The sequence below is a fragment of the Clostridium sp. L2-50 genome, from assembly GCF_000154245.1.
Lineage (GTDB): Bacteria > Bacillota > Clostridia > Lachnospirales > Lachnospiraceae > Coprococcus.
Genome location: NZ_DS480318.1, coordinates 292,433 through 310,199, shown reverse-complemented (window position 1 = coordinate 310,199; position 17,767 = coordinate 292,433). Strand labels below are relative to the sequence as shown.

Sequence of the window (17,767 nt, the reverse complement as noted above, 5' to 3'; positions counted from 1 at the left end):
CGGAATAAGACATGCGGGAGTGCTGGAATTGGCAGACAGGCTAGACTAAGGATCTAGTGCTGGAAACGGCGTGTGGGTTCAAGTCCCATCTCCCGCATCTTTATTTTTTTAGAAAACCTTTGAGGTTTTCTTTTTTTATGTCCACAAAAGCCTGATGCCGGAAGTTTTGCTTCTAATGTCAAGATTTTGTCTGTAGATATATCTTTATGTAGCAGACCTTTTCTTACATCGGTCCTTAACGATCCACCATCAGGGGGGAGTTTAGTACCGTTATGTAAGAAACAGAGCGAAAGCGTTCCTGCGGAATAAAGGATATATCTACAGACAAAATCCCTGACGCGGATACAGCTTCCGACATCAGGGATTTTTTCCATCTCAAATTTTTATCATATTGGTAAGTTTCTTTTCTACGTCTTCTAACAGATGTGCCTTAAATGCACTGTAGTACTCATGTGTAAACTGTGTATAAAGGAATTTGTTCCACAGGTTACTGCAATATGTACTGTCAAAATCGTAGTAAGAGTCTGTGTACATCATTCCGTTGCTGTATCTGGTCACATCCAGATATGGCTCTTTTCCTGCATAATTCAATCTCATTACCAGATTCTTCTGTTCGCTGCAGCATGCGAATGTCTCTAAAAACATCTTCATCTGCTCTCTTGTTACTCGTTCTACAAACATAATATGTCACCCTCCATGTCCCATAAATTAGCTCAATATATAGTTCTATTATAGTATGAACAGGACAACTATGTAAAGGCAATTATGTCGATGTCCGCCTATTATTTATGATCTTTAAAATAACGGATCACTTGTCAGGGCAAACTTTCCGATAACGCAAAAACAGACCATAACCATCTTCTTCCGAAAATCATCATGATCTGTTTTTATCTGCTTATATTAAATTAAGCAAGCTTTTCCTTTGCAACAGCAACAAGCTTCGCAAATCCTTCAGGATCACTGATAGCCATCTCTGAAAGCATCTTTCTGTTGATGTCTACACCTGCAAGCTTTAAGCCGTGCATTAATTTGCTGTATGAAATATCATTCATTCTTGCAGCAGCATTGATACGAGCGATCCATAACTGTCTGAATTCTCTCTTTCTCTGCTTTCTGCCAGCATATGAACTTGTTAAAGCTCTCATAACTGACTGCTTTGCTACTCTATACTGCTTTGATCTGGCTCCTCTGTAACCTTTAGCCAGCTTAAGTGTTCTGTTATGTTTTTTCTTAGCGCCAACGCCGCCTTTTACTCTTGCCATTCTCTAGTTCCTCCTGATTTATTAGATATAAGGTAAAATCTTCTTCATTACCTTTTCATTTGTTGAATCTGTCATTGTTAATTTTCTAAGATTTCTCTTTCTCTTAGTTGTCTTCTTTGTTAAGATATGGCTCTTGTAAGCCTTGCTTCTCTTAAGACCGCCGTTAGCTGTTTTCTTGAAACGCTTAGCTGCTGCTCTTTTTGTCTTTAATTTAGCCATGTGTGTATTTCCTCCTTAATATATGTCATATTGTAAATTAACGTTTTTCAGTTAAAAACATTATCATACTTCTTCCTTCAAACTTGGCAGGCTTATCGATGACCGCGATGTCTGAAAGCTTCTCGGCAAATTCATCAAGAATGCCCTTTGTCTGTTCTACATGGGCAAGCTCTCTACCTCTGAAACGAAGTGTAACCTTTACTTTATCGCCATGTGTCAGGAACTTTCTTGCCTGATTTACTTTTGTATTCAAGTCGTTAGTATCAATGTTTGGAGATAAACGAACTTCCTTGATCTCCATTGTCTTCTGTTTCTTTCTGGCTTCTTTCTCCTTACGAGCAAGCTCATAACGGTACTTACCATAATCAATAATCTTGCATACAGGTGGTTTTGCCTGTGGAGCGATCTTAACCAGATCAAGCTCTGCTTCCTTTGCAAGCTTCAGTGCATCTCTGGAGGACATAATTCCGATCACCTGACCATCCTCGCCGATCACGCGCACTTCTCTGTCTCTAATCTGTTCGTTAATCATTAATTCGCTAATGACTTTTTACCTCCATTGCATAAAAAATAGTGGACAGCGCAAACCATCCACTATTATATATAAGTACATATTATAATCTACTTAGATATGAACCCGAGTCACTGTTCTTCGTGCTAAGGTGAGAGTGGATACTCTGCTTTCTTGTCTGTCTCTGCTAAACAGCTTCTACAGGTTAGCATATATATGTGCAAATGTCAAGAATTTTTTTACTGTATCCAGCAACTTTTTAATGCTCGCTCTCTTCCGCTTCGATCGGGATAAATACCCGGTCATGGGAGATTGCGGCATCTGCATCCTCCGGCTTTGCAGAACGCTTACGGGCTTCTTCTGCGAAATACATCTGGGAATCCAGCTTTACCTTGCCGCGAAGATCCTGCTTCTCGTAACTGCCATCCGGCTGCATGATGTGAGCCTTTAAAGTATCGGCAAGCTGGATCTTTAAGATGTCCTTGATCCGTTTCTTCAGATCAGGATCTTCTACCGGGAAGGTGATCTCGACACGCTTGTCAAGGTTTCTCGGCATCCAGTCCGCACTACCCATATAGATATCTTCAAATCCATCATTATAGAAATAGAAGATTCTGGAATGTTCCAGGAAATTACCAACGATCGAACGAACCGATATGTTCTCGCTGAGTCCCGGCACACCTGCTTTGATACAGCAGATACCGCGGACGATCAGATCGATCTTAACACCGGCAGCCGATGCATCATATAAGGCTTCCATCACCTTCGGATCACAAAGAGAATTCATCTTAGCAATGATCCGTGCCTTCTTACCCTGTCTGGCATTTTCCGCTTCACGGTTAATAAGCATCAGAAATTTATCCTTTAACCAGATAGGTGCAACTGCCAGTTTGTTCCATTTTCTTGGCTCTGAATATCCGGACAGCATATTAAATACTGCCGTTGCATCTTCGCCGATCGGGTCTGAACAGGTCAGGAGTCCCATATCTGTATATAACTTTGCTGTCTGATCGTTATAATTACCGGTACCAAGATGTACATAACGCTTGATACCATCTTCTTCTCTTCTGACAACCAGTGCGATCTTGGAATGAGTCTTAAGTCCGACCAGGCCATAGATAACATGGCAACCGGCTTTCTCAAGCTTTTTCGCCCATGCAATATTGTTTTCCTCATCGAATCTTGCCTTTAACTCAACCAGAACAGTTACCTGCTTGCCATTCTCCGCAGCCTGCTCTAACGCTGCTATGATCGGTGAATTGCCGCTGACACGATATAAGGTCTGCTTGATCGCAAGTACATTTGGATCGACTGCTGCCTGACGGATAAATTCAATAACCGGCGTGAACTCATAATATGGATGGAACAACAGACGGTCATGCTTCTTGATCTTATCAAATATATTGCTGTAGTCACCATTTGAAAATGCCGGCTGTGGAACATATTTCTCATATTTCAGATGATCAAAGCCCGGCAGGCCATTTACTTTCATAAGGAAGGTAAGGTCAAGCGGTCCGTTTATCTTATATACAACACGATCAACCACATCCAGATGCTTCTTTAATTCTTTTAACAGCTTCTTATCCATCGTATCTTCTACTTCCAGACGGATAACCTCACCCCACTGGCGCTGCTTTAACTGCTTCTCGATCTCCTTTAACAGATCGGCTGTCTCTTCCTCATCAATTGAGAAATCCGCATTACGCATAATACGATATGGATGTGCACATACGATATCATAGCTTAAGAACAGCTTATCCAGATTCTTCTCGATCACTTCTTCAAGCAAGATGATCTCTGTCATGCCCTGTCGCTCAGATGGCAGAATGATCACTCTTGGAAGTACAGATGGAACCTGAACGGTCGCAATATCTGTAACGTCTTTCTTCTTATCATAGATCAGCGCACCGATATTTAAAGATTTATTTCTTACAAGAGGAAACGGTCTGGAAGAATCCACTGCCATCGGTGTTAATACCGGATAGATATCCCGCTCGAATAATTTATCTACATATCTGGACTGTTCCGGTGTCAGATCTTCATAATGTCTGATGATCTTCAGTCCATTTGCCTCTAATAACGGAACCAGAGAACGATTATAGGTCTGATACTGATTCTTCATGAATTCCTTCGTTGCAGGAATCAGCTCATCAAGCTGTTCTTCCGGTGTCATTCCGGCGATATCCTTCTTCGTATATCCCGCATTCTTCATATCCTTTAAGGATGCGATACGCACCATAAAAAACTCATCCAGATTGGATGCTGTGATGCTTAGGAACTTGATCCGTTCAAATATCGGAATATTCTTATCCTTCGCTTCACTCAGGCATCTTTTATCAAATTCCAACCAGGACAGTTCCCTGTTGTAAAATAAATTCTTATCGCTCATTTATATGCCCCTCCTTTGTTTCAATACTACTTTTACACCATAGACCTTTTCAAATAAGATATTATTCGTTTTAAACATACCTGCTTCAAGTGTAATATCCTCCAGCGTATCTGTATAGATCACCAGTGTATTATCATGTAATGAAATCCTGAGATTCGTAATCTTCTGTTTATAGCTCTTATCAAGCACATCTGCCAGTCGAAGGATAGCGGTAAGCTTAGCCACCTTCATATAATCTGCCGATCCGATCCGCCCGGATGCCCTTAATTCCGACGGAAGGTAAAATCCATTATAATAAACCGCATTTGCGATCTCCTCTCTCTCTTTATGAGAAAGTCCAAGGATTTCCGTCGCCATCACGATATGATAAGAGATCAGGGATACATCCTTCATATTTACAAATTTACCACAGTTATGCAGGATCGCCGCGATCTGTAACTGCAACCGTTCCCGTTTACCAAGTCCGTGTAATTTTCGTATGCTGTCAAATATTGCAAGTGCATTATCCGATACATTCTGGACATGCGCACGATTTACTTTATATTTCTTTGCAATCGTATTCACAGATGCAAGAATATCCTGATCAAAATTCTTGTCCATCAGGAAGGTTCCCTGCTTATCCATATAGTCGGCAATAATACCATCACAGAAGATCACGTTCGGAGTCAGGATCTCCTCTGCCCTGGAATTATCCAGAAATGACTGATAAATAATCGCCATCGGAAGCATCAGGGTGGCACGCTCATATGGAATACCATATCGTTCCGCCAGATCTTCCGGTTTTATGTCAACTACCCGTTTATAGAGAATGCGGAATTGTTCTCTCGATATACTGTTCGCAATCGAAAGCTCCGGACCAACTTTTTTCAGGTTGTTGATACCATCACCGATTGCAATAATACTCTTAATATCTTTATCATTTAAAAACAGATTTCTGAATTCTATGATCGCATTTGATGCGTACTCTTCCATCAGTGTTTCAAGATCTACCGTATCGGAACCGAACCGGGTCAGATAATCACGGATTCGGACTGCACCGATCGGAAGATTCTGTGTCTGTACCAGATTTCTTCTGTCAAAGATCGAAATCTGTAAGCTTCCGGCTCCGATATCAAGCAATGCGTTATTCTTATGAGTTGCCACATCCACATCCATCCCGGTTGCCACGAATGCTTTATAATTCATAAAACGTTGTTCTGAATTACTGAGTATCTGCACATCAAAATCCGTACACATCTTAATTCTCTCAATGATCATAGAAGCATTCTCCGCTTCTCTGACCGCACTGGATGCATATGCCCTGTAATCAGATACATCGTATTCCTTCATCTTTCTCCGGAATTTAATCAACGTGTCACACAGCTTATTCAAATTATTTTCTTCGATATATCCTTTGTTATAGGTATCACTTCCAAGCTCAATGATCGTTTTTACGGTATCAAGCTCCCTCGCACCCTTTCTTGGTGTGATCTCGCAGATCTTCATTGATATCTCATTAGAACCTACATTGATCGCGGCAAATGTCTTTCCTGCCATACTTTCATACACCTCACTTCTTTTTTACACCCCTAATATGTACCGATCAGACGAAAATCCATCGCATCTTCACAGATTCCCTGTAATGCATGTCTTGTTCTTGAATCTAATAGACTGCCTTCCATTGTAACAAAAAAGGCATATTCCCATTTTCTACCGGTAAGCGGTCTTGATTCGATGCTTGTCATATTAATTCCGTTCAGATTTATATGGCTCAATATATTGTAAAGTGTACCACTTTCATCCGGCAAGGAAAAGCGGATACTTATATTTTCAGCCTTTTCCACAAAGATTTTCTGTTTTGACAGGATTATAAAACGTGTCGTATTGTTGTCATTGTTCACAATGTCCTTTGCAAGGATCTGAAGTCCATAAAGCTCTGCTGCAAGCTCACTTGCAATCGCTGCCTGTGTCTTATCTCCTTCTTCAATAACCTTGACCGCCGCTACTGCCGTATTTGCAACACTGCACTGCTTCCACGGCTTCCGGCTCAGATAATTCGCGCACTGAAGCAAACCCTGTGTGTGTGAATATACGGTTTTGATCCGGGAAAGGTCACTGCCCGGCACACCCATTAATGCATGTGCTACATGAACCTCTTCTTCGCCGACGATGGTCACATCATTATTTCCCACCATGTCATAGATTCCATTTACAAATCCGGCTGAAGAATTCTCGATCGGAAGTACACCATAGTCTGCCTTGCCGTTCTTCACCATCTCGATCACATCTCCGAAATCCGGCACATTGATATTCTGGATCTCTTTTCCGAAGAACCTGAACATTGCCTGTTGGCTGTATGCTCCCGGAACCCCCTGATAACAGACAACAGTGTCCTTATCTACTTCTAATTTCTTCACACAGGTAAAATCCTTCATTCCATCACAAACAACCTGAGAGCTGTCATTCGTCAGTTTCTTATTCTCATTTGCCATACCTGCCAGGATCTTATCTCTTGTCTTTACAAGAGAAGCAATCTGTGCTTCTACTGTCCGTAAATCTTCCATATTATATTTATCCATTGTTTTATCTGCTCCAAATACAGGACATTCCGCCTGCAGTCTTTCTATAATATTGATATTGTCTTCAAAATTATGCAATACCATTAAATGCACATGCTCATTCATTTTTCCCGGTTTATTCTTCGTTCCGTTCCAGCTCGTCAAGCAGCTCCCGGATTGTCCTGCCATTGACCGGATGTCTCTTATAGCCTGCTATATTGGACAACGGCTCTAATACAAATTCCCGCTTGCACATCTCTATATGTGGGATATGGAGATTCTCCTCATCACAGACAAGATCATCATACAAAAGAATATCGATATCCAGTGTTCGTGGTCCCCAGTGGATAAGGCGTTCTCTTCCGGCATCCTTCTCAATCGCATTGATCAGATGTAACAGTTCATCCGGTGAATGAAGTGTCTCCACCTCGATACAGCCATTTAAGAAATTATCCTGTTCCACGCCACCATATGGCTCTGTCTCGATGAAATCGGAAACCTTTGTCACCTTGGTATATTCATCTTTATTTAATTCATCAATCGCAAAATCGAGATAGGATTCCCGGTCGCCCATATTCGAACCAAGTCCCAGATAAGCAATGTGTCTCTTTCTTCGTATCTTTACTGACACTGTCTGAAGAGGCATCAATACCGGTGCCCATGGTTTCTCAACCTCTACTTCAACCTCTGACATCGTCGGATATGACAGAAGGATATTCGCCGCTACTTCTTCTGCGACTGCTTCGATCAGCTTATACGTATGCTCTTTCATCGTCTTTTCAACCAGATTACAGATAGCTCCATAATCAATAGACAGCTTCAGATCATCCCGGATCCCTGCCGCCCTTGTCGATGTATACATATCAATATTAATTACAAATTTCTGTCCAAGCACATTTTCTTCTTTAAAAACCCCGTGATTGGCAAATATTTCCAGTCCTTTTATGCTGATTCTATCCATCCGACGCCTCCTGTCTGTTCTCCCTTTTACCAGATCAAACTTCATCTTTTTTATTTATGATTCATTGAAATTTTTCTTCTGTTCATTGAATCATTAAGTACTGCTTCATTTTCTCTTATTGACTGTATTAACTATGCATGATCGCCCATGCCATCTGAAGTGCGCGCGCATTTCCTTTTACATTATGCACACGGAAGAACCGGCACCCCTTCATAAGCCCCATGACCGATGTCGCGATCGTTCCTTCTTCCCGCTCTGTAACCGGAAGATCAAGAGTCAGACCGATCATGGATTTTCTGGATGTGCCAAGAAGAACCGGCAGCTCCCATTTGTGCAAAAGCTCCAGATGATTCATCAAAGCAAGATTCTGTTCTAAGTTCTTTGCAAATCCGATTCCCGGATCTACCATGATCTTCTCCTTCTTCACACCTGCATTCAGTGCCATCTGAACAGATTCGTCCAGATCTTTAACAACGTCGTTTAAATAATCGGTATAATCCATTACCCTTCTGTTATGCATCAGACAACATGCCACATCATGTGAAGCAACGATATCTGCCATCCTTCCATCCCATTTGAAGCCCCAGATATCATTGATCAGATCTGCACCTGCCCGGATTCCGGCTTCCGCCACGCCAGCCTTATAGGTATCCAGTGAAATTACGGTATCAAATCGTTCCCGGATCGCCTCGATCACAGGAACAACACGACCAATCTCCTCATCATCTGAAATTAATGTATAACCGGGTCTGGTCGATTCTCCGCCTACATCTATAATATCTGCGCCATCCTTTATCATCTGCTCTGTGGCATACAATGCATCATCGAACTTATTATGTGTTCCTCCATCGGAGAAAGAATCCGGTGTCACATTCAAGATTCCCATTACGTATGGTTTTTCATTCAGTTTAAATTCTTTGTTCCCTATAATCATCAGTAGACCACTCCTTTGTTCTTTTCGTCTTCCTTCCAGTAACACTCGTCATAAACCTCACAGTCAAAACAACGTCTGGAAAGCTTGTCTGCCCTATATATCACATAGGAAAGCCCCTCTGCTTCCTTCCCTGTCGTATTATGTTTGCTGATTGCTTCTAGGATCAGCTCTGTTTCCTCACCGGAAAATCCGGTTGCCAGCAAAATACTCCGGCTGTTGCGGACACTTGCCAGATGATGTTCTTCGCTGGTCTGATAGCTGACCGCCCGTCCGATATCATGTAATAATGCTGCCGCATAGATAAGCTCCGGTTCCAGTCCCAGCTTCTCCTCCAGATTCATCAGCATTCCGATCCTTGCTACATCCAGACAATGATCAATCCCATGACAGCAGAATCTCCGCTCTTTCTCCGATCTCCTGATCTGCTCCATCCAGTCTTTATATTCTTCATTCGCTAATATTGCGTTGACTCTGTCCATCGTCATTTCTTCTCTGTAGTCCTCTCCTGGTTTATCGTACTACTTATCCGCGGTATCAGCGGTCCAATAAAAGATAATGAACCAAATACCACGATCACCGGCTCTGTCAATTCTTGTGCCAGTGTTTCCGCCTGTCTCTGCGCAGCAAACACATCCTCTGCCGTATCCACCGGCTTTCCGTATGAACGATAGCATTCTGCCAGAATCTCCTTATCAAGCGCCCGTGGATTATCCGGCGTTACCGTTATGATAAAACTTGCAAATGGTGCCATGATATCCACCATTTTCTCATACTCTTTATCTGCAAGAACACCACAGATATAGATCAACGGCCGCCCTGTAAAATATGCCCGGATATTCTCTCTGAGACTTCTCCATCCGCCTTCATTATGTGCTCCATCAATATAAGTCAAAGGCACATCCTTAATCTTCTGGAATCTGCCCTCCCACAACGTCTTTTTTAATCCGTTCTTTATACTCACATTTTTTAAATCAAACTGTTTTTTTATACAATTACAGACCTCAATTGCGGTTATACTGTTATAGATCTGATAGATTCCGGGAATCCCCAGCTCATACTCCTGTCCTTTATAACAAAACCTGCTTCCATGCAGATCTTCTGCTATGACCTGCAGTTGGTCGGTATCTGCCATGATCGGTTCTATCTGCATTTTATCACATTTTTTTAGCCATATCTGTCTCATCTCATCCTGCATCGGATATGCCACACACGGAACCTGTTCCCGAAGGATCCCCATCTTCTGTTCCAGAATCTCCTGCAATGTATCACCAAGAAACTGCATATGATCTCTGCTGATGCTTGCAAGCACGGTACAAAGCGGCTGTTTCACCACATTTGTCGCATCGTTCTTTCCTCCCATTCCGGTTTCCAGTAACACGATATCGACCTTTTTCTGCACAAAATACAGAAATGCTACCGCAGTCTCAAGCTCAAATGCGGTCGGAATCGGAAGCCCGGCTTCCTCCATATCCTCGCAAACCGGGATCACAGTCTCCATGATCCGTGCAAATTCCGATTCCTTCATATAATGTCCATTTATCTGAAATCGTTCCAGATATGTAAAGATCGTTGGGGATATATAGCGTCCGGCAACATACCCTGCATCCTCCAGAATATGCCCGACAAATGCGAATATAGAACCTTTTCCGTTTGTTCCGGCTATATGAACGACAGGAACCCGATCCTGTGGATTCCCCAGTCTTAAAAGTAGTTCTTTCACTGTCTCCGTTCCGTAGACACTGCCTCTTTTTCCCGCTTCTTTCATATATAGATATGCTTCTTCGTATGTCATTCTTTAGCCTCTTTACTTGATTATGTATAGATAAAATATAATGAACTATTTCTAATGTGTTCTATGTTGGATATGCGGTGTATCATCATCAATCGGAAGGATCTCATATCCATGTTCCTCTAATTGTTCAATCAGTGACGGCAGAGATTCCACTGTTTCATGACAGCAATCCAGATCATGCATCAATATGATCGTGTCATCATAATTTAATGCATCCTTCAATATATTCTTTACAAGCTGATCCGGTGTCTGTCCGGCAATCACCGCATCATTATTCAATGCATTCCAGTCAAAATACGTCAATCCTGCCGAGTCCAGATAGTCGATCAGGTCATTCACCGGTACCTGCGTAACACGGTTTGAACTTCCACCCGGGAACCTGTAATACCGGCAGTCCACTCCTGTAACATCATACAATAATTTTCTTAATTCCTCAACATCATTCACGAAATTGTCATAGCTTGCATAGATCGTACTATATTCATGGGAATATGAATGGATCGCCAGCGTATGCCCTTCCTCCACGATCCGTTTGTACATGGGATAGTATCGTTCATTTCTTCCTATTACAAAGAACGTAGCTTTAACGTTATGCTCTTTTAAAATATCAAGGATCTCTCCGGTCTGATCGGATGGGCCGTCGTCAAAGGTCAGATATGCCCGTTTTCGCGTCACTGCCTTTGATGACATGGCAGCCACGCTGTCTGAATCCGGAAATTTATCTTTCTGATCGATAATGAATTTTCCTGTAAACAATAAAAATACGATCAGTGCAGCAACCAGAATTATATTTTGCCAATAAGCTGCAAAAAATCGGTCACACTCTTTTAACGCTTCATTGGCTTTTATGTGGGATAAAACTGTTTTTATTATTTTCCTCATTTTTATAAGATCTTCCGTTTTTTATACATCTATACTCCTAATCTGATATTTTTATTCGAATAAAAAACAGGAAATGTCAGATACTATTTTTATCAAATGGAAAAGGAGAATAAAAAATGAAAAAATCATTTCTTTTATGCGCATGTCTGGTTGTCATGGCATTTACCCTGACTGCATGCGGCGAGAAAAATAACCCTGAAACAACCGGTACAACAACCGGGAGCAGTACAGAGGACAGCAGTTCCACAGAAAATGGAAATAATTCAAACGGTACAGGTTCTGTAGGTAAGGATCTCGGTAACATGATCGATGATGCCGGAGATATTGTAGATGATGCAGCAAAGGATGTATCCGATGCTCTGACCGGAAGCTATGATACTTATGACCATGCTTATAAGTATTTTATGGATCAGATTCCCGGTGACTCTAAAAACTATGAAGTCCGTAATAACGACAAGGATCTTACTGATTATAACTCCGGCAGCATGGGCTACCACTTTGAGCTTCATGACACCAGAAAATCTGACAACTCTAAGGTTGGTGACTTCTATGTAGATTCTACCTCCGGCAAGGTCTACAAGGCAGTCTCCGGCTCCGGCGTGTCCGAATTTGACTTCTCAACCTTGAAGTAGACCACCTTTAAAAAACGGAAGACAGGGTTACCTATTATTATGCAAGACGCTTTCGCTCTACCTTCAACGCAGTGGTACGTAAGGCTGCAAAGTACGCAGCCTAAGTACCAGCGCTCAGGCAGGCTTGCTTCATAACAGTAACCCTGTCTTCCATTTTTTTTACGGTATCAAAATTCAACAATCCTATTTTTTAAATATCTGTTGTTTTTATTTATATTTTTTTCGAGAATACAATGGTGGACTTGCTTTATCAGGACGATAAAAAGTAAGACGAACGAACCGGTCGATGGTTATACTATTATGTAGCAAGCCTATCCGAATGTCGGTCCTTGATGAGCTGTATAAACAGCGAATCTAGTACCGCTACATGAGGATAGAGTGCAAACGTCTTGCGTAATAATAGGTATAACCATCGACCAGTTCGTCCGTTTTAAGATTTATCGTCCTCTTTTTTGACAATTTCATGGGTGATGGGATTTACGACTACGCCCATCTCCTCTGCCATTTTGAGGTAGACATCCATCTCATGGTCTTTTCTCTGCTGTTCGCGTTTGCGGATAGCTTTTGACCGGATGATCTCCACGATACCGAATACGATCATACAGCATCCAAAGAAGATCATCACAGGGCTTAAGGTACCTATACACCCCTTTACCAGACAGATCGTTCCGATTCCGATCATGATGATTCCCATTACCAGATTAAACATTTAACTTTCCTTTCCTGTATAAAATGCATCTTTTCCTGCTTTTTCCATCATTTTGTCATACTGATCGTACATTCTCTGCACGCTGTTTTCGAGTAAATAATAATGCCGGATATATGGGATCAGTAAGACAAACAGTGCTGCCGCTAACAGTAAGATCTGTATTTTTTCCGTCACCACAAAGGTCACACAGCAGCCTACCGTAAGGATCGCAAATAAGATTGTTACAAGAAGATGGATCAAACGCTCATGCATGAAAAATTTGATCTGCACCAGATGTCTCCGCATCTCCTCATCAAAATCAACATCATCCCTTGCAAGCAGTTTATCTACATATACCAGATATTCTTTGATTCGTTTTGCCATATTCGATCACCTAACCCATGTTTGCCTTATTCAGGAAATGATTCCATCCGGCAATTACCTTATCATAATAAAAGCTTACTATATAAGAATCTTCGTCAACATCAACGATCATCTGATAACACTTCTTATCTGCTTCCGGCTTACCACCATAGAAGATATAGTTCTCTTTGAACTTTCCAAATATCTTTTCATACTCATCTTCCGCAAGTTTCTGATCCGGAACTTCTTCTACCAGATTATCATTTGCATCATAATACTTATGACCTTCTAACAACACCGCTTCGATGACCGGATTCTTAAACCGGATCTCCATCTGATCGGCATATTTGTCTGTATAGTATTCGTTCTGAGAATTGTTATCCTTTACAACTGCACCTTCTACATAGAGTTCCAGCCATCTTGCCCGAAGCCCTTTAAGGGAAGCTGCTTCGCCATCTGTTTCCACTTCTCCAGCTCCGACAAGCTTCATTTCTTTGATCTGTGCATCCCGTAACTGAATGGTTTCTATCTCATTTGTACTCTTAAATTTCATATTTTATACACCGTCCTGAACAATTTATAACTCCTATAACTATAAACTGTTTTTCATGGCTTGTAAATGGAATTTAAGACAGAAAAATAAGAGGAACCCGTCTTACAGGCTCCTCCTGTTTATCTAATTCAGCGCATCATAGCCGCTTTCCTTCGTACGGATCTTCATGGCGGTGCGGATCTCATAACTGAAGATCTTGCCGTCTCCGACTTCTCCGGTGTATGCTGCCTTCTGGATCGCATCGATCGTCTTCTTCTCCCATTCTTCCGAAGAAACTACGATCTCAAATTTAATCTTCGGCTGCATAACGACATCAACCTCTGTACCACGTACCAGCTTCTTATATCCTCGCTGTGCACCGCATCCCATTACCTGAGATACCGTAATACCATTTACATCGATCGCATTCAGTGCTTCCTTTACATCTTCAAATACTTCTTCTCGCACGATTGCTTCTATCTTGATCATCATATTATCATACTCCTTTCCGCAACTTCTATGAATCCAGTCCGTTAAATGTCGGATATGCACTTTCTCCCTGTTCTGCGATATCCAGACCGATCTTTTCTTCCTTATCTGATACACGAAGCGGTGTGATCAGTCTTACAAGTCCAAGACAGATAAACGTTCCGACCACTGCAACTGCTATTGTCACAACGATACCGATCAACTGTGCAACAAAAAGGTGATAGTCTCCGAAGAACAGTCCATCCCATCTGGCAACGCTGTTGATCGAACTCTTACCAAATAATCCGGTCGCGATACCACCCCAGACACCACCGATACCATGACATCCAAAAGCATCGAGTGCATCATCTATTTTCAATTTCTTCTTCAATAAAGTAATCATACCACAACAGATCGGACTTACAAGTGCACCGATGATAAATGCAGACCAGACCGGAACAAAGCCTGCTCCCGGTGTGATCGCAACCAGCCCGACAACAAGACCGGTCGAAGCACCAACCAAGGTTGGCTTTTCATCTTTTATCACATCGATCAGCATCCATGACATCATGGCACTCGCACTTGCGATCGCTGAGGTTAAGAATGCATGAGCTGCAAGGCCATTTGCTCCGAGGGCACTTCCTGCATTGAAGCCGAACCATCCGAACCAGAGGATAAATGCGCCAAGAGCAACGAATGGAATGTTATGAACACGATAAGCAGTATTCTCATAACCTTTTCGTCTGCCAAGGATAATCGCAAATATCAATGCACTTACACCGGAGCTGATATGTACGACATTTCCGCCTGCAAAATCGACGGAACCGATCTCTGCAAGGAAACCGCCCTGTCCCCATACCATATGTGCCATCGGGTAGTAAACCAGAATCGACCAGAACATGATAAAGAAGAATAAAGCCTTAAACTTTACACGTCCGACTAATGATCCTGTGATCAGTGCCGGCGTGATCATTGCAAACATCATCTGAAATGCAATATATACAAAATGCGGAATATTGTCTGCATATGGTCCGGCCTCATTCATGGATATGCTATTTAATGCAAACCATCTGAGATCACCAATGATTCCTCCGTGATTTCCCCCAAAAGAAAGAGAGTAACCAAATAATATCCACATTACAACTGAAAGTCCCATAATAAAAGTACATGCCATCATCGTATTAACGACATTTTTCCTTCGCACCATTCCACCATAAAAGAAAGCAAGTCCCGGTGTCATAAAAAATACCAACGCTGTACAGATCAGCATAAAACCAGTATCACCAGTATTCATAACTATTTCCTCCATTTTTTCTGAAATTCTTTTTGAAATCTCCGGCAGGTGCGCATCCCCCGACAGGTTTCGCTTCACTCTTTTACAAAATTCCATGGTACTTTTTTTGTAAAACAGAAAAGACGCCAATCGAACGTATCTCGTTCAACTGACGTCTTTGTCTGAAGACATATTAACAGACCTGATTTATTTTTTCAAGTATTTTTTACAAACTCTTTACCATTCTTTAGCCAGGACATCATTTTACCTGTTTTTCTAAAGCAGATCGTATTTGTTTGACTTTTTTCTCATATTACGCTATGATTTTTTAGTTATGTATTCTATTACGAAATTTAACGATTTTGTCCATGTTATGCATACGCAATAAAAAATTGGAGGATATTTAAATGTTTATGACAACTAACTTTTTCATCATGCTTGCAATCGTTGTCTACCTGGCGATCATGCTTGTGATCGGCTTTGTTTACAGCAAGCGTAACAACAGTACAGAAGATTTCTATCTTGGCGGCCGTAAGATGGGACCTCTCGTAACAGCCATGAGTGCTGAAGCAAGTGATATGTCAAGCTGGCTCCTGATGGGACTTCCGGGCGTTGCATATCTGTCCGGTATCTGTGATGCCGCATGGACTGCCATCGGTCTTGCCGTTGGTACATGGTTGAACTGGTTCTTCGTGTCCAGAAAACTCAGACGTTATTCAAATAATATCGGTGCGATCACTGTGCCTGATTTCTTTGCAAAACGATTCCATGATAAGAATAATGTTATCACAGCACTTTCCGCTCTTGTTATCATTATCTTCTTCATCCCTTACACAGCATCCGGTTTTGCTGCCTGTGGTAAGCTGTTCAACAGCTTATTCGGTATCAATTATCAGGTTGCCATGATGTTGTCCGCCCTGTTGATTGTTGGTTACACTATCACCGGTGGGTTCAATGCCGTATGTGTTACAGACCTTGTTCAGAGTATCGTTATGACCGGTGCACTTGCGATCGTTCTGATCTATGGAATCACAAGCGCAGGTGGTTGGACAGCCGTTATGGACAACGCAGCCGCCCTTCCGGGTTATCTGTCTCTGACATCTACCTTTGATGTTGTCTCCGGTTCTGAAGTCAAATATAACTTTTTGACAATTTTCTCAACCGCAGCATGGGGACTCGGTTACTTTGGTATGCCTCATATCCTTGTCCGTTTCATGGCAATCGAGGATGAGAAAAAACTGGTACTTTCCCGCCGTATTGCCTCTGTATGGGTCGTGATCGCTATGACCGCAGGTGTTCTGATCGGTATTGTCGGTCTTGGTATGACCAAAGCAGGCGCACTTGAAACTCTGACCGGTTCAAACAGTGAAACTATTATCGTTCGTATCGCAGGTATCATCAGCCAGCATAATGCATTAACTGCTCTTATCGCAGGTATCATCCTTGCCGGTATCCTTGCCGCTACGATGTCTACCGCAGACAGTCAGATGCTTGCTGCTGCATCCGGTGTTTCACAGAATATAGTACATGATTTCTTAAAGATCAAGATTTCCGAGAAGACAAATCTTCTGATCGCACGTTTAACAATCGTTGGTATTGCGATCGTAAGTATCTTCCTTGCAAGAAATCCTAACTCCAGTGTATTCAAGATCGTTTCCTTCGCATGGGCAGGCTTCGGCGGTGCATTTGGTGCTGTTGTGCTTTGTTCTTTATTCTGGAAACGTTGTAATCTTGCAGGTGCGATCGCCGGTATCATATCCGGTGGTGCTACCGTATTTATCTGGAAGTATCTGATTCGTCCACTTGGAGGAATTCTTGATATCTACGAACTGCTTCCTGCATTTATCGTATCCCTGATCTTCATCATTGTGGTCAGCCTGCTTACAAAGGCTCCTGATGAAGAAATCGTCCGGGAGTTTGAAGCAGCCAGCCAAAAGGCGTAGGCAAATCTCCCCCCTTACGAAAAAGGAAGCCGCTATACATATTATTGCGCAAGTCGTTTGCACTCTATTTCAACGCAACGGTGCTAAGCTCCTCGCCTATAAGGTGACTCACTAAGTACCGGCGTTGAAAAAGGCTTGCTTCATAATAGTATAGCGGTTTCCTTTTTCTTATGTATATTTTGAAATAACTTACATTTTCAAAATTACGGCTCTGTTATAGTTCACTATTATGAAGCAAGCCTGCCCGAATGTCGGTACTTAGTGAACTGCTGTAAGCAGTGAGCTTAGAACCGCTACATGAGGGTAGAGCGAGAGCGTCTTGCGCAATAATATGTGAACTATAACAGAGCCGTAATTGGATAAAGAAAATAAAGTTGATTT

General features: G+C 42.0%; 19 protein-coding genes and 1 tRNA gene. 3 read left to right on the top strand and 17 right to left on the bottom strand.

Features of this window, described 5'->3' with window-relative positions; translation table 11 throughout:
• Positions 1-13 precede the first annotated feature (13 nt).
• Positions 14-97: transfer RNA gene (locus tag CLOL250_RS06790), tRNA-Leu, on the top strand.
• A gap of 278 nt (positions 98-375) precedes the next feature.
• Here the strand turns inward: CLOL250_RS06790 and CLOL250_RS06785 are convergent.
• From CLOL250_RS06785 to CLOL250_RS06730, 12 genes are all read right to left on the bottom strand, one after another.
• Positions 376-681 carry a hypothetical protein gene (locus CLOL250_RS06785; RefSeq protein WP_008401521.1) on the bottom strand — a complete coding sequence of 102 codons (306 nt, stop codon included), beginning with the start codon at positions 679-681 and terminating at the stop codon, positions 376-378.
• A 224-nt stretch (positions 682-905) separates the two neighbouring features.
• Positions 906-1,262: a 50S ribosomal protein L20 gene (gene rplT / locus CLOL250_RS06780; protein WP_008401519.1), complete on the bottom strand. Its 357-nt coding sequence runs from the start codon at positions 1,260-1,262 to the stop codon at positions 906-908.
• A 21-nt stretch (positions 1,263-1,283) separates the two neighbouring features.
• Positions 1,284-1,481, bottom strand: a complete 198-nt coding sequence (rpmI, locus tag CLOL250_RS06775; protein ID WP_008401518.1) for a 50S ribosomal protein L35 — start codon at positions 1,479-1,481, stop codon at positions 1,284-1,286.
• A 37-nt stretch (positions 1,482-1,518) separates the two neighbouring features.
• Entirely contained in the window at positions 1,519-2,013 is a 495-nt protein-coding gene (gene infC / locus CLOL250_RS06770) for a translation initiation factor IF-3 (RefSeq protein ID WP_008401517.1), read from the bottom strand.
• 238 nt (positions 2,014-2,251) lie between these two features.
• Complete coding sequence (locus tag CLOL250_RS06765; RefSeq protein WP_008401516.1) at positions 2,252-4,381, bottom strand: RNA degradosome polyphosphate kinase; 2,130 nt, start codon at positions 4,379-4,381, stop codon at positions 2,252-2,254.
• Positions 4,382-5,917, bottom strand: a complete 1,536-nt coding sequence (locus tag CLOL250_RS06760) for a Ppx/GppA phosphatase family protein (protein ID WP_008401515.1) — start codon at positions 5,915-5,917, stop codon at positions 4,382-4,384.
• Between the two features lie 32 nt (positions 5,918-5,949).
• Positions 5,950-7,083 (bottom strand): prephenate dehydratase, encoded by a 1,134-nt coding sequence (locus CLOL250_RS06755; protein WP_274922250.1) that lies wholly within the window; start codon positions 7,081-7,083, stop codon positions 5,950-5,952.
• Positions 7,055-7,879, bottom strand: a complete 825-nt coding sequence (gene folK, locus CLOL250_RS06750) for a 2-amino-4-hydroxy-6-hydroxymethyldihydropteridine diphosphokinase (protein ID WP_044945318.1) — start codon at positions 7,877-7,879, stop codon at positions 7,055-7,057. Before folK ends, CLOL250_RS06755 begins: the two co-directional genes overlap by 29 nt.
• Positions 7,880-8,006: 127 nt before the next feature.
• The gene (gene folP, locus CLOL250_RS06745) at positions 8,007-8,813 is read right to left on the bottom strand and encodes a dihydropteroate synthase (RefSeq protein ID WP_008401512.1); all 807 of its coding nucleotides are present in this window, start codon (positions 8,811-8,813) and stop codon (positions 8,007-8,009) included.
• Positions 8,813-9,292, bottom strand: a complete 480-nt coding sequence (locus tag CLOL250_RS06740) for an HD domain-containing protein (RefSeq protein WP_044945426.1) — start codon at positions 9,290-9,292, stop codon at positions 8,813-8,815. Before CLOL250_RS06740 ends, folP begins: the two co-directional genes overlap by 1 nt.
• 2 nt (positions 9,293-9,294) lie before the next feature.
• The gene (locus CLOL250_RS06735) at positions 9,295-10,605 is read right to left on the bottom strand and encodes a bifunctional folylpolyglutamate synthase/dihydrofolate synthase (protein WP_008401510.1); all 1,311 of its coding nucleotides are present in this window, start codon (positions 10,603-10,605) and stop codon (positions 9,295-9,297) included.
• Between the two features lie 51 nt (positions 10,606-10,656).
• Entirely contained in the window at positions 10,657-11,487 is an 831-nt protein-coding gene (locus tag CLOL250_RS06730) for a polysaccharide deacetylase family protein (RefSeq protein ID WP_008401509.1), read from the bottom strand.
• A 116-nt stretch (positions 11,488-11,603) separates the two neighbouring features.
• Between CLOL250_RS06730 and CLOL250_RS06725 the strand changes: the two genes are divergently transcribed.
• Positions 11,604-12,119, top strand: coding sequence for a hypothetical protein (locus tag CLOL250_RS06725; RefSeq protein ID WP_008401508.1), 516 nt, complete (start codon positions 11,604-11,606; stop codon positions 12,117-12,119).
• Positions 12,120-12,549: 430 nt separating this feature from the next.
• Here the strand turns inward: CLOL250_RS06725 and CLOL250_RS06720 are convergent, their stop codons facing one another.
• From CLOL250_RS06720 to CLOL250_RS06700, 5 genes are all read right to left on the bottom strand, one after another.
• Complete coding sequence (locus CLOL250_RS06720; protein ID WP_008401506.1) at positions 12,550-12,828, bottom strand: DUF308 domain-containing protein; 279 nt, start codon at positions 12,826-12,828, stop codon at positions 12,550-12,552.
• Positions 12,829-13,191 (bottom strand): hypothetical protein, encoded by a 363-nt coding sequence (locus tag CLOL250_RS06715; RefSeq protein WP_008401505.1) that lies wholly within the window; start codon positions 13,189-13,191, stop codon positions 12,829-12,831. It lies immediately after the preceding gene.
• A gap of 10 nt (positions 13,192-13,201) precedes the next feature.
• A complete protein-coding gene (locus CLOL250_RS06710; RefSeq protein WP_008401504.1) occupies positions 13,202-13,723 on the bottom strand; it encodes a hypothetical protein in 522 nt (173 codons plus the stop codon).
• A gap of 123 nt (positions 13,724-13,846) precedes the next feature.
• A complete protein-coding gene (locus tag CLOL250_RS06705; RefSeq protein ID WP_008401503.1) occupies positions 13,847-14,194 on the bottom strand; it encodes a P-II family nitrogen regulator in 348 nt (115 codons plus the stop codon).
• Positions 14,195-14,219: 25 nt separating this feature from the next.
• Complete coding sequence (locus CLOL250_RS06700; protein ID WP_044945315.1) at positions 14,220-15,464, bottom strand: ammonium transporter; 1,245 nt, start codon at positions 15,462-15,464, stop codon at positions 14,220-14,222.
• 386 nt (positions 15,465-15,850) lie between these two features.
• On the opposite strand from CLOL250_RS06700, the gene CLOL250_RS06695 reads away from it, so the two are divergent.
• Positions 15,851-17,386 carry a sodium/proline symporter gene (locus CLOL250_RS06695; protein ID WP_008401501.1) on the top strand — a complete coding sequence of 512 codons (1,536 nt, stop codon included), beginning with the start codon at positions 15,851-15,853 and terminating at the stop codon, positions 17,384-17,386.
• The last annotated feature ends 381 nt before the right edge of the window (positions 17,387-17,767 follow it).